The 13,141-nt window shown below is 49.9% G+C and carries 12 protein-coding genes; 9 read left to right on the plus strand and 3 right to left on the minus strand.

The window, feature by feature from the left end; all coding sequences use genetic code 11:
* Positions 1 to 145: 145 nt before the first annotated feature.
* From ACQ4M4_RS17705 to ACQ4M4_RS17730, 6 genes are all read left to right on the plus strand, one after another.
* A complete protein-coding gene (locus ACQ4M4_RS17705; protein ID WP_430685774.1) occupies positions 146 to 1,096 on the plus strand; it encodes a DMT family transporter in 951 nt (316 codons plus the stop codon).
* Between the two features lie 438 nt (positions 1,097 to 1,534).
* Complete coding sequence (locus ACQ4M4_RS17710) at positions 1,535 to 2,170, plus strand: peroxiredoxin (protein WP_430685775.1); 636 nt, start codon at positions 1,535 to 1,537, stop codon at positions 2,168 to 2,170.
* Between the two features lie 391 nt (positions 2,171 to 2,561).
* Positions 2,562 to 2,960 (plus strand): large conductance mechanosensitive channel protein MscL, encoded by a 399-nt coding sequence (mscL, locus tag ACQ4M4_RS17715; protein ID WP_430685776.1) that lies wholly within the window; start codon positions 2,562 to 2,564, stop codon positions 2,958 to 2,960.
* 399 nt (positions 2,961 to 3,359) lie between these two features.
* Entirely contained in the window at positions 3,360 to 4,118 is a 759-nt protein-coding gene (locus tag ACQ4M4_RS17720; RefSeq protein WP_430685777.1) for a MinD/ParA family ATP-binding protein, read from the plus strand.
* A 5-nt stretch (positions 4,119 to 4,123) separates the two neighbouring features.
* Positions 4,124 to 5,155, plus strand: a complete 1,032-nt coding sequence (gene glsA / locus ACQ4M4_RS17725; RefSeq protein ID WP_430685778.1) for a glutaminase A — start codon at positions 4,124 to 4,126, stop codon at positions 5,153 to 5,155.
* A gap of 124 nt (positions 5,156 to 5,279) precedes the next feature.
* On the plus strand, positions 5,280 to 6,398 hold the full coding sequence (locus tag ACQ4M4_RS17730; protein ID WP_430685779.1) for a HAMP domain-containing protein: 1,119 nt from the start codon (positions 5,280 to 5,282) through the stop codon (positions 6,396 to 6,398).
* A 200-nt stretch (positions 6,399 to 6,598) separates the two neighbouring features.
* Here ACQ4M4_RS17730 and ACQ4M4_RS17735 read toward each other — a convergent pair whose 3' ends face one another.
* The gene (locus tag ACQ4M4_RS17735) at positions 6,599 to 7,735 is read right to left on the minus strand and encodes an ABC transporter substrate-binding protein (RefSeq protein WP_430685780.1); all 1,137 of its coding nucleotides are present in this window, start codon (positions 7,733 to 7,735) and stop codon (positions 6,599 to 6,601) included.
* A gap of 438 nt (positions 7,736 to 8,173) precedes the next feature.
* Positions 8,174 to 9,664, minus strand: coding sequence for a cysteine--tRNA ligase (cysS, locus tag ACQ4M4_RS17740; protein WP_430685781.1), 1,491 nt, complete (start codon positions 9,662 to 9,664; stop codon positions 8,174 to 8,176).
* Positions 9,665 to 9,690: 26 nt separating this feature from the next.
* Here cysS and ACQ4M4_RS17745 point away from each other — a divergent pair, with 26 nt between their 5' ends.
* From ACQ4M4_RS17745 to lexA, 3 genes are all read left to right on the plus strand, one after another.
* Positions 9,691 to 9,822 (plus strand): hypothetical protein, encoded by a 132-nt coding sequence (locus tag ACQ4M4_RS17745; protein ID WP_430685782.1) that lies wholly within the window; start codon positions 9,691 to 9,693, stop codon positions 9,820 to 9,822.
* Positions 9,823 to 9,910: 88 nt separating this feature from the next.
* Positions 9,911 to 11,092, plus strand: coding sequence for a CobW family GTP-binding protein (locus tag ACQ4M4_RS17750; protein WP_430685783.1), 1,182 nt, complete (start codon positions 9,911 to 9,913; stop codon positions 11,090 to 11,092).
* A gap of 285 nt (positions 11,093 to 11,377) precedes the next feature.
* Positions 11,378 to 11,992, plus strand: coding sequence for a transcriptional repressor LexA (gene lexA, locus ACQ4M4_RS17755; protein WP_430685784.1), 615 nt, complete (start codon positions 11,378 to 11,380; stop codon positions 11,990 to 11,992).
* A 376-nt stretch (positions 11,993 to 12,368) separates the two neighbouring features.
* Here lexA and ACQ4M4_RS17760 read toward each other — a convergent pair whose 3' ends face one another.
* Positions 12,369 to 13,100, minus strand: a complete 732-nt coding sequence (locus tag ACQ4M4_RS17760) for a hypothetical protein (RefSeq protein ID WP_430685785.1) — start codon at positions 13,098 to 13,100, stop codon at positions 12,369 to 12,371.
* Positions 13,101 to 13,141 lie beyond the last annotated feature (41 nt).

Here is a 13,141-nt window from a genome sequence, read left to right on the forward strand (position 1 = left end):
TAGGCTAAACCTTTGAGACGCACGCCAAAGATTGGTTCGCATCAAGTTTAACCATCGTTGGCTGGGTCAGCGCCACACCTATCCCACGACCTCAAATGGCCGATAGGTAAGCGACATCGACAAGGCTTGGAGTATTAATTGCGTTATGGAGCTACATCAAAGTTCTGGACGGTGGCAGCTAGGGTTTACGCTGGCGATCGCCACCGCACTGCTATGGGGCGTTTTGCCGATCGCCCTCAAAATTAGCTTCCAGGCTACGGGCATTTACACGGTGATTTGGTTTCGGTTTTTGGTTGCGTTTTGCTTATTAGGGCTGTACTTGGGCTATCGGCGGCAATTGCCCACCTGGGTACAAGTTCGGCGCGGTGGCATTGGTTTGGTGGCGATCGCCACTCTATTTTTGGCAGCCAACTACTGGCTTTTTTCCATAGGGTTGGACTTCACATCGCCGACCAACTCACAGGTGATCATCCAACTAGCTCCGGTATGCATGGGTATAGGAGCCCTATGGATTTTTAAGGAGCGCTACACGCAGTTACAGTGGGCGGGATTAGCGGTGCTCATCGCGGGGCTATCCCTCTTTTTTAACGATCAGCTCAAGCAGCTTTTGGGCGCTTCGCAAACGTATTTGGTAGGAACAGGAATGGTGGTGCTGGCGGCGATCGCCTGGGCCGTGTATGCTCTCGCCCAAAAGCAGCTACTCCTTCATCTCACCTCAGCCCAAATCATGCTGATGATTTATGGTGGCAGCGCTATTTTGTTTACGCCCGTAGCAAATCCGGGGCAGTTGCTTCGCATGAGCGGCATTGAGTGGACCATGCTCATCTTCAGCGCGTTAAATACGCTGGTGGCCTATGGGGCTTTTGCCGAAGCACTAGCCCATTGGGATGCCTCGCGGGTGAGTGCGGTGTTGTCTCTCACGCCATTGTTTACCATGAGTTCGGTCTATGGGGCTCTGCCGTTCTTTCCTCAGTGGATTGAGCCCGAACGATTGACGGGGCTTGGAGTATTGGGTGCGGTGCTGGTGGTGGGTGGCTCGTTGGCGATCGCCCTTGGCAAACATCGCCGCTCCTCCCTGTCTACCGAAAGGGTATAAAGCAGTTTGGAGAAAACCTTCCCCAAACCATTGCCCAATCTTAAATCAAGTCCGGTATATCTCTTAAAAGTGCAACTAAAAGCGCAACTAAAAGCGCAACCAGCACATACGCTTAAACGTTGAGACACCCGGCTGTTTCTGCAAACTCACCCATAGCGCTTGGCACATGGATGGATAATTAGACTGTTTAACCACCTTTGCATGGTGGCCTGGTAAAAATTGATCAGCCAGCATTGGCCCAAGCAAACCTGAATCTGCGATCGCATCCAAAGAAAACAGGACTTACGCAGTTGAATGATTTTTTGAATGAAGTGTGTAATCCTACAAAAATTAAATTTGGGTAAACAAACCTCGCCTCTCCGCTCGGAATAGTGGCCTATGTGAGACAATACGAAGAAACAGCCAAGAAACGTAATTTCTTAGACTAGGATTTTCTCTATGACACTTCAACTTGGTGATACCGTACCCAACTTTACGCAACAATCTTCCGAAGGCGAAATTAACTTCTACGATTGGGCCGGAGATAGCTGGGTTGTTCTTTTCTCTCACCCTGCCGACTACACTCCGGTTTGCACCACCGAGCTCGGTAGCGTGTCGAAACTGCGCCCTGAGTTCGAAAAGCGTGGCGTAAAAGTGATCGCCCTAAGCGTGGATGATGCCGATTCCCATGCTGGTTGGATTTGCGACATTAACGAAACCCAAAACACCACGGTAGACTATCCCATCTTGGCTGATGCCGACAAGAAAGTTTCTGACTTGTATGGCATGATTCATCCCAATGCTAATGCCAAGCTCACCGTTCGTAGTGTTTTCATCATCGATCCGCAGAAGAAGCTGCGTCTAACCATCACCTATCCACCGAGCACCGGCCGTAACTTTTACGAAATTCTGCGGGTAATTGATTCGTTGCAACTGACCGACAACTATGGCGTTGCCACTCCCGTAGATTGGAAAGATGGTGAAGATGTCGTGGTCGTTCCTTCTATCTCTACCGAAGAAGCGAAGCAGAAGTTTCCCAAAGGTGTGACGGAAATTAAGCCCTACCTGCGGATGACTCCTCAGCCCAATCGCTAAGCTTGAGTCCAGATTGCCTCAAGTTGGGTGATCTCAAGCTGGTAACCAAGATTTCAACACTTCATTTGTGATGTTCTATTAGGTCTGCGATCGCTTCGGCGATGTGGGCCTATTTTTTTATTGGTAGGTTTAGAACCGATGTAGATGACAGAGCTGTTCTCAGGGCAAAATCCCTATGTTTTGGACGGCCTGCGTAAATCCCATCAAGATATTTGTCAAAGCTGAAAATTTCTTTATGATCCTTTACGATATGCTGGAACACCACAAACTGTGGCGTTTACGCTGCTGATTTGGGACGTCTCCCCAAACAAGCCACTCTCAGCAATTGCTGGATATCACACGATTTACATTAGCCCTACTCATTCAATTATCTGATTGTGAGGATGAAACTATGGCCCGCGGAGTTCGTTCTACTCGAGGCTTTTTCGGTGAGTTTAGAGAATTTGCCCTAAAAGGAAGCGTCGTCGATTTGGCGGTTGGGGTCATTATTGGTGCTGCTTTTGGTCGAATTGTTGATGCTCTCGTTGCTTTAATTACTGAGTCCTTCATTCCAGCAGACTTGAGCTTTGATGATATTCGCGTGGGTGGGTTAGCCGTAGGTCCACTCATCTCCGCAACGATCAACTTTTTGATCATTGCCTTCATTTTGTTTCTATTCATCAAAGCGTTTAATCGCTTGCGTCGGGTTGAAGAGGTGGAAACGCCGCCCGATCCCATTGTAGAGTCCAACCAAGCGTTGACAGATGCAGTCACGCGCTTAACCGATACGATTGAACGGCGATCGCTCTAGCCAGTTCTAGTCATCATCTCAATACTAATCACTTTTCAGCCCAATTCTCATCGCCTATGCGTTCAGAGGATTGGGCTTTTCAAATAGCCAAGGGCGTAACAGGGCAAGGTTTCGCGTTACAAAAATTTGCGATAAGCCAATTATCAAACTCACAATTATCCAAATTCACACCTATTCAGAAACTATCAGCAATTTCTCAGCCAACATTCAGCTTTGGTCTTTATTCTGCTTCTACAGAATGAATACGACCGTGTATTTTTGGCTGTTTTAGATACGGTCGTTGCCATTCTTCGGTTGGTTTATCAGTTTTGGATAAAGCCTTCAATACATCAGAGCGGTGGCATTCGTGCAAAAAGAAGGCAATACAACTCACACCTGTTTTCTATCTGGTGATGCCCCATGCCAAAAGTCATTTCAATTCACTCCTATCGAGGCGGAACAGGAAAATCAAACTTAACTGCAAATTTAGCAGCGGCGATCGCCCTTCAAGGGTATCGAGTCGGGGTTGTCGATACCGATGTTCCATCTCCTGGAATTCATAACATTTTGGGGCTTGAGCCCATGGATATTAGCAAAACGCTCAACAGCTATTTATGGGGAGAATGTTTGATTGAAGATGCTGTATATGACGTTAGCAACATCCTCAATTTATCCAACGGGCAGCTTTATTTAGTGCCCTCCAGCGTAAGGGCTGATGACATCGCACGAATCTTGAAAGATGGCTACGACGTTAAGCTGTTGAATGATGGATTTCGTCAATTAGTGAAGCGATTAGATCTGGATTATTTACTGATTGATACCCATCCAGGGCTATCAAAAGAGACTTTTTTGACAATCGCAATTTGCCATGTGTTGTTACTCATTTTGCGACCCGATAAGCAAGATTATCAGGGAACAGCAGTTGCGCTTGATGTCGCTCGTCAGCTCAACGTTCGCGATGTCATGTTTGTGGTTAACAAAATATTGCCAGATTTGAGTTTTGACGCATTGCGCGAAAACGTAGAAACGACCTATGGCGTTCCTGTTGCTGGCATGTTTTCTCTATCGTCCGACATTGTGCGATTGGCTAGTGAAGGCGTTTTTTGTTTGAAATTTCCCGATCACCCGCTCAGCCAAGAGTATCGCGCCGTTGCTCAACGTCTTCTGGGAGAACTATAGTTGCCATGACAGAAACTAATAATTTGTCATCGCTGGCCAATTCTATTCAAACGATCGCATCTCCATTTCGCACTTATCTAAATGAGCTGCATGAACGATATCGTTCTGAAATGGGAGGCGAGGTTGCTGATTACATTCCAGAATTGGCGTTGGCGGATCCCCACTGGTTTGGTATTTGTGTGGCAACGACCGATGGCCGCGTGTTTGAAGTGGGAGATTGCGATAAACTCTTCACCATTCAATCCATTTCCAAAGCGTTTGTATTTGGGCTGGCGCTGGAGGATCACGGCCGCGAGTATGTAAACAGCAAAGTGAGTGTTGAACCAACTGGAGAAGCCTTTAATGCCATTGTGCTGGATGAAGAAACGAATCGTCCTTACAACCCCATGGTGAATGCGGGTGCGATCGCCACGGCTGATTTGATCAAAGGGGCAAACGGCACCGAGCGGCTTAAGCGTGTGTTGGATATGTTTCAACGCTATACCGGACGCGAGCACACGGTACACATGCCGGTATTTTTGTCGGAAAAGGCAACTGGAAACCGCAATCGAGCAATCGCCTACCTGATGCTGAACTTTGGCATGGTGAGCGATCGCATTGAAGAAATGCTGGATTTGTACTTTCAGCAGTGCTCTATCTTGGTCACAGCGCGGGATCTGGCCATGATGGCGGCAACGCTGGCCAATGGCGGTGTGAATCCGGTTACTGGCAAACGAGCGATCGACCAACGCTATGTGCAAGATGTGATTAGCGTGATGCTAACGTGCGGCATGTATGATTACTCGGGCGAGTGGATTTACCGCGTGGGGCTGCCTGCCAAAAGTGGTGTGGGTGGCGGCATTACGGCGATCGCCCCCGAAAAGCTTGGCATTGGAACCTTTTCACCACCGCTAGATGCCAAAGGAAATAGTGTTCGGGGCATTCAGGTGTGTCAAGCGTTATCTCAAGATTTTGGCTTGCACCTGTTCAATGCAGCATCCTCAGACCGCGTGTTGGAAGAATGGATCGTTGGCAACGATGCTATCGACGGCTGGTAGTCAATCGTTATCAGCGGTAGTTATCAGCGGCTGATGCCAGCTTCTGATAGAGCCAAATCTCGAATACAGACGACAGCCGGAATTTGCTGAATTGAACCACCAACTGAATTAGGGAACTGGTCCAATGTTGAAGCCCAACAACCGCTTGAAAGACCTGGTGCGGCTCAGCCGCTCTCGGTTGTCTCTAAAGATTGTGTTTTGGATTTTTATCTTCATCCTGACCATTGCAACAGTGTTGATGGTTCCTTCAATGGGACGGTATCGGCAAGATTTGCTCACGCAACAGCGAGATGTGTCTACAGGCAAGGTTACTTGGCTGTTGGCCACCTACGGCAGCGTCACTGGCAAAGCGTTTTTGCAGCATGCCAGCCAACTCTCTCAAGATGCCATGATGCACGACATCATTTTGGGAGGGGCAATGTACGACGAAGCAGGTGCTTCGATTGGTACGTTTGGTGAACCTCCAACCATGTCGTTTACCGAGGCGAGCCAGCAAGCCGAAGTCTTTTTGCGGGCTCCGCAGGGCGATCGCTACGATGTATCGTGGGCACTGCCGCTGACAACGGGCAACTATTGGCTAGTGCTGCGGCATCAGGGCATGGCGCTACGGCCTGCAATGCTGTTTTACACATTGCGCATTCTTGGGTTAGTGCTCATCATTGCCGCGTTTGTCACGTTCATGATGATGCTGATGTTGGGCGCAAATTTAATTACTCCAATTCTGCGCTTGCGTCGGGATTTAACCCGCGCGGGCCATGCTTTTCGGGAAGGAAATCTATCGCCACAGTTTGAGTCCACTAGCAAACGCCAGCATGATGAGTTGGGCGATGTCGTGCTGGCATTTGAAGGCATGGTGCAGCAAATTGGCCAGGCGATCGCCGAACGCAACCAAGCAGAAGCAGAACTGCGCCACAACAATGAGCAGTTGCACCAATATCTACAGCAGGTTGAAAAAGTAACCGCAGCAGCGGCAGCAATTGAAGAAGGCCAATTTCAACCAACCTGTTTAACTGCCATTGCCGAGCGATCGGATGAACTGGGTCGGTTGGCCCGCGTTTTTCAGGACATGGTCATTCAGGTAGCAGCCCGCGAAGCGGTTTTAAAACAGCAAATTACCGATTTGAAGATCGAGATTGATCAGCAAAAGCGCGTTTGTGAGGTTGCTCAAATTAGCCAGTCTGGATACTTTCGAGATATCCAAGAAGAAATTAACAGCCTGAACTTAGAAGAGTTTTGGTCGTAGGCGTGCTGCCTTCATCGAAATGGCGACAGCGCAGTGTCAAACCTCGACACCATGAAACCCAGACCCCAAAAGTCCGTGCCGCTCGCTGTACAGACTTTTGGGGTTTTAGGTTTCATGGTGGCTGCTTGCTTCGTTGGGGAGGAAGGCGCGATCGCACTCCAAATACACCCATCTATCGCCAAATGATTTTGAATTGGAGATTAGGCACTGCGAATCTCAGTCCAATAATCCTCATACATTTGTAGAGCATCTCCCACTGGAGCAATCCCCTCACACTTTGCCAGCACCTCTTCGCTGGGGAAAAGTTTGGTATTCTCCTTCAGCTCGGCTGGTAGCTGATCAAACGCAGACTTGTTAGGGGTTGCAAACTTTAGTTGCTCCACCGCAAACGCTGCATTCTCTGGCTCCATCATAAAATTGATCCACGCATAGGCGGCCTCAGGATTTGGAGCTGTTTTGGGGATAACCATGGTGTCCGTCCATACCGAGCTGCCACTTTCAGGAATGATGTAGACCAACTCGGGATTATCCACCGGGAGCGCATTCCCCACAATGGAGTAGGTCATACACAGCGACAGGTCACCGCTAATCAGGCGATCTTCCCAGCCAAACGACTCAAACGATCGCACTGCTGGTTTAATTTCCTTAAGCTTGTTGGCAGCTTCCTCAATTTCTTGGGGATTGGTGGAATTGTATGAATAGCCGAGAGATTTAAGCGTGGCACCCATTGTTTCGCGCACGTCATCTAGCAGCGTAATTTTACGAGACAGCGCAGATTGGTTTTCCCAAATAAAATTCCAATCAGTCGGGCCTGGATCGACCAACTCGGAATTGTAGATGTAGCCAGTGGTGCCCCAGCTCGCTGGAATGCTGTGAGTGTTGTTGCTATCGTAAGCCGGGTTTTGCCAACGCTCATTCAAGTTTTCTAAGCCTTGCAGTTGCGACTTATCAACTTCGGTGAGCATGTCTAGCTCAATCATTTGCTGCACCATGTAATCCGACGGATACAAGATGCTGTACTGGTTGCCGCCGCCAGCTTGCATTTTGGCCAGCATCACTTCGTTGGCATCGTACACATCGGCCACAACTTCAATACCTGTACGCTCGGTAAAGCGTTTAAACACGTCTTCGCTCGCGTAGTCGGCCCACGTGTAGATGTAGAGAGGATCGCCACTGGCCGCAGGCGAAGCGCCCGTGCCCGCCTGGGACCCCGTGCCCGCACCACCCGTTTGCCGCTGACAGTTTGCCAAAGCAACACCCGACAGCGCAGCAAACGAGTATTGCAAAAATCGTCTTCTGGAGGGGCGAAGTTTAGGATTGCGAGGAAATTGATTCACGATGGATTGTCCTTGTGGAGGAATGAACGTTAGCGGTGAAAAGTTAATTTCGTCGGGTCGATTCTGCGGTTAAGTGTAAAACTTGAACTGCGCAAATCCAAACATTGTTTCCAAGTAGGGCTTAGAAATGCAAGCCGCATGTTCAAAGCGATGGTTCATTGAACAAGATAGCGTTAGGGGACTGTGCATCACTCTTTGGAATTCAGCTTTTTGCCCACTAACTTTTTTCATTCCTAAGCCTATGACAAGACCGAGCCAATGTGACTCAAAATACATAACTTAGGATTAAATTCTGATTCCCTATGTATGGATTTACGCAAGTCCACTAAATCTGGTGTGTTTATGTGTGGGTGGCCCACCCACACATAAATGCGTAAGTCCTGTCCTTGATATGCACGAAACCTAGCCTAGGACGAGCGGGTATGGCTCAGCCAAGCTTTAGCCTCGGTGCCATTCTGTAACGCCACCTGGTTTATCGATCAACACAATTCCGTGAGACTTGAGTTCATCTCGAATGCGATCGCCCTCGGCCCAATTTTTGGCTTTTCGCGCATCAATCCGCTGCTGAATTAATGCTTCTACATCGGCATCGCTCAGCCCGTTTGCAGCTCCATCCGAGGCGGCATCCTCCACCAAATCCGCAGAGGAAACCTGCAAGCCAAGAACCGCCGATAGCACTACCAACGTTTGCCACTGCTGCCGCACCGTTTCGACATCCGCCAAGGTTTTGCCATCGTGGACCAGTCGATTTCCTTCTTTTTGTAGCTCTTTGGCAAGTTCAAACAGCGGTGGCAGTGCGCCCGGTGTGTTGATGTCGTCATCCATCGCTGCAATAAATTGCTTGACGGACTCCTGCTCTAAATCAATGCGCATATTGGCCGGATCACCAAATGCGAGATCAGCCCCATCGCCCCAGCCCAACGATGAGCCAAACTTGTAACCAAACGCCAAGCCCTCGCGCAAAGTATTCCAGGAACTTTTAGCCGAGGCGATCGCATCGTCGGTAAAGTCAATCGGCTTGCGGTACTGAGCTTGCAGCACAAACAGCCGCAGCACCATAGGTTCAATCCCAGAATCTAAAAAGGTGCGAATCGTGGTGAAATTCTTCAGCGACTTCGACATCTTTTCGCCGTCGATATTCACAAAGCCATTGTGCAGCCAATAGTTTGCCAAGGGCTGATGCTGCGCCGCTTCAGATTGGGCGATCTCATTTTCGTGATGGGGAAAGATCAAGTCCTGTCCGCCCGTGTGGATGTCGATGGTGGTGCCCAAAGCTTCGCGCACCATCACCGAGCACTCAATATGCCAGCCGGGACGACCCTTGCCCCAAGGCGAATCCCACTCGGGTTCTCCAGGCTTGGCGGCTTTCCACAGGGCAAAATCCATGGGGTGGCGCTTTTTGGCGGCTTCGTCATCCACTCGGCCACTGGCTCCGGCCTCCATTTGATCGAGTTTGCGGCCCGACAGCTTGCCATAGCTGGGAAAACGCTCCACAGCGTAGTACACATCGCCCTCGGCAGGATAGGCGTACCCCTGATCGATCAGCTCTTGAATGAATGCCACAATTTGCGGCACCACTTCAGTTGCTTTGGGGTACTGATCGGCCCGCAATATATTCAGCCGCTCCATATCTTCGAGGTAGGCAGCGATGAATTTTTCGGTGATGGCGTTCCACGGCAGGTTAGCTTCGTGCGATCGCTTAATGATTTTGTCGTCAATATCGGTGAAGTTTTGCACATAGGTGACGTGGTAGCCGCGCCACTGCAAATAGCGCCGCACCACATCCCAGGCAATGTAGTTGCGCGCATGGCCCACATGGGAGTAGTCATACACCGTCACGCCGCAGCAGTACATTTTGACGTTCCCCGGATCCAACGGTTCAAACAGTTCTTTGCGACGGGTAAGGGTGTTGTAGAGCCTGAGAGACATAAGTAACAAAACGTTAGGAATTTGAAATGGGAACGAAAGAAGAGGTGGGCGATCGCACCTGCATCGTTTTTGCCGACGATTGCGAAACAGTACTGCCGCAGTCTGGGTCTGTAGCAAACCTGAAGGTTGCGTCAACAACCCAGGTCAATACGCAATAATAGGAGCAAGGTGCGCGATTGAGAAACGGTCTGATGCCGTCTTCACATGCACCTAGACTATCTTCCGATACATCGTAACCATAGCGCCATGTCATCAGCATCAACTCTCCAACCTGGAACCATGGAAGACGCCAAAGTAGGACTTCCAGTCACAATCATTACTGGCTTTCTGGGTAGCGGCAAAACGACCCTCCTCAACCACATTTTGAGCAACCAGGAAGGACTGAAAACAGCGGTATTGGTCAACGAATTTGGCGAAATTGGCATCGACAACGAGCTGATCGTCAATGTGGAAGGTGGCGATGACAGCATGGTGGAACTTAGCAACGGCTGTATCTGCTGCACCATCAACAACGACTTGATCGAAGCGGTTTACCGCATTTTGGAACGGCCCGAAAAAGTGGATTATCTGGTGGTTGAAACCACGGGCCTGGCCGATCCGTTGCCAGTGGCGCTCACCTTTTTGGGCACCGAACTGCGCGACATGACCCGTCTCGACTCCATTGTGACGTTGGTCGATGCAGCCAATTACAGCCTGGATCTGTTTAATAGTGAAGCTGCCCATAGCCAAATTGCCTATGGCGACATCATCTTGCTGAACAAGTCGGACTTGGTGGATGAAGCCGACCTAGATTTACTGGAAGTGAAAATTCGCGAGGTGAAAGAGGGCGCTCGCATCCTACGCACAACAAACTCTCAGGTACCTTTGCCGCTAATTTTGAGCGTGGGTCTGTTCGAGTCGGATCAATACTTCAAGCCGGAGAGCAAGTCTGCGGATCATGACCATGATCACGCGCATGACCATCACGCGCATGACCATCATGACCACGACCACCATGCACACCATGACCACGCGCATCACGACCATGCCGCCTGCGACCATGATCACGGCCATTGTGTTCATGATCACGACCACGATCACCATCACCACTCCAATCACCTGGCAGTAGATGGCTTTACATCGCTGTCGTTCCAGAGCGATCGCCCCTTTGCCATCAAAGCATTTCAGGATTTTCTGGATAATAAGCTGCCAGCCAGTGTGTTCCGGGCTAAGGGCATTTTGTGGTTTGAGGAAAGCCCACGCCGCCATATCTTCCATCTCAGCGGCAAGCGGTTTTCGTTGGATGACAGCGAGTGGAAAGGCCCCCGCAAGAACCAGTTGGTGCTAATTGGGCAAAACTTGGATCACGATACGCTGCGATCGCAGCTCGAAGCCTGCCTGACCAATGCCTCACCCACTCGCGGCCTCGGTTTCTCTAAGTCGCGCTAACGGCTCAGTTACCCTTTTGTCGGCAACCATGACATTTATCGGCAAATAATTCAAAAGCGCACAGGTCGTGGCCTGTGCGCTTTTTGTTGCGCGTTCATTGATGGTTCACTTGAGCATATCTGGAGAAGATGGAAGCGATCGCCCGTTTGTCCTCTAGCAAACCATCTGCCCATCGAAATAGCTTATTGAAAATTTATTGGAAACCCCCTAGACATTCGTACTAACTATCTGGTACAAATGTTCTTAAGTGGAGCCGTATCCTCAATTATACAAAACTGTACTCTTATGGAACCCTTAACAGCAGTCCAACAGCAGCTTTACGACTGGTTGGTTGACTACATACGTGAAAATCAGCACTCGCCCTCCATTCGGCAAATGATGAAGGCAATGACCCTCAAGTCTCCTGCTCCTATTCAAAGCCGACTGAACCACTTGCGCGAAAAAGGCTACATCGAATGGACTGAGGGCAAGGCGCGCACAATTCGGTTGCTCCAAACTCCCGAAAAAGGCTTACCCATCTTAGGCGAAGTGTTTGCTGGTAACGTTACGGAGCCTGTCACCGATGCTCCTGATTTTTTAGATATTTCTGGAATGCAGCTGCGCCCTCAAGATTATGCGTTGCGGGTCAATGGCGATAGCATGATCGAAGCCATGATTGCCGATGGAGATTATGTCATCATGCGTCCGGTACGAGAGCCCGATCGCTTAAAGAATGGCACCATCGTTGCCGCTCGGGTAGACGGCACAGGCAATACACTCAAGTATTTTCATCGTCGCGGCAGCAAAGTTACCCTCAAGCCTGCAAACTCCAACTATGCTCCCATTGAAGCTTCGGCATCAGATGTACAAATTCAGGGAGTTTTGGTTGGTGTTTGGCGAGGGTTCAACGTTCCTCGATAGGCGGCTTGAATCCTCATCAAGCGGATGTTTGTGCTGTTTCCATAGGTCAGTTTCTGGCTGATACGCTCCACGTTGGAGGTAAGGGGAATTCTCTTGCCTCTTTTTTCGTGCGCTGGGCGATCGCTCTATCTCCATGTCACGTTGCTCATTCCAACCCACATGCGTTGGAATGAGCAACGTCATCCGAAAAACGAGAGCGTTGAATAATTTTGCAGCGCTAAGTGCTGCAAAATTATTCAACTGCGACAGTCCTGAAACCTTGATGAACGTGAGTTATGGATAAGCTGAAGCGCCCATTTTTGCGTGCGCATTGCGCACGCAAAAATGGGTTTTTCTGGGGTTTGATTATTGGGAACCCGAACTGAACCCCAAAAATCTACTCTGTGTCGTCGGCTGGGTTTGTTGCAGCGTCTTCTAACTTTTCGAAATACATCACCACATCGTCAACCACGGGGTTAAGCGCAGAAAAATGGGGATCGGTCGAGGGATACAGGCGATCGCCCAGAACCGCTTTGTAATCGGCTTCGGAACTTGCGATCGCCTGCTGTGTGGGGTGCACCCGCAACAGCAACAAGCCCTCATAGGCATCGAGTTGGGTATCTTCCAGCATGATCGTGCCGCCATAGTCCCAGGCAAAGCCATATAGCTCAAACGAACCCAACTTGTTTTGCAACTCGCTAAACGAGGTGCCCATACCGATGCTTTCAGGAGTTTTCCAATCTGCGCCAATGTCTCGAACTTCCTTCGGTGCAGTGCGGCTTTCGTTCATCCACACAATCGAGAATGAGGCACGGTCGCCCAAGTTGACGCGCGTTCCAGGCTCCGTAAAGCCTTCGCCAACCGAAACGTCCATATCTTCGAGGTTGGCTTCTCCATATAAGGTCGCCAACTCTTGACGAGTGGTGCTGCCTGTGACCAGCCCAAAGCGATCGCCCGGAATGAATACCCGCTCGTCGGTTGTGGGGACTTGAGGGGGTGCATTGGGTGCTGCCGATGGGCTAGGGGAGGCTGGAGTCTCGTTAGGAGATGGCGCTAGCCAGGGTGGAGAACAGCCAGCCAGCAGGATCAACAGGGCAACCGGCATAAGTTTTGAAAGAGCGTGAGCCATAGGAAAAACCACGGGTTTGCAGATGCGAACAATTGTGTTGT

Origin of the sequence: Leptolyngbya sp. AN02str, assembly GCF_050565595.1 — a bacterium.
GTDB lineage: Bacteria > Cyanobacteriota > Cyanobacteriia > Elainellales > Elainellaceae > Kaiparowitsia.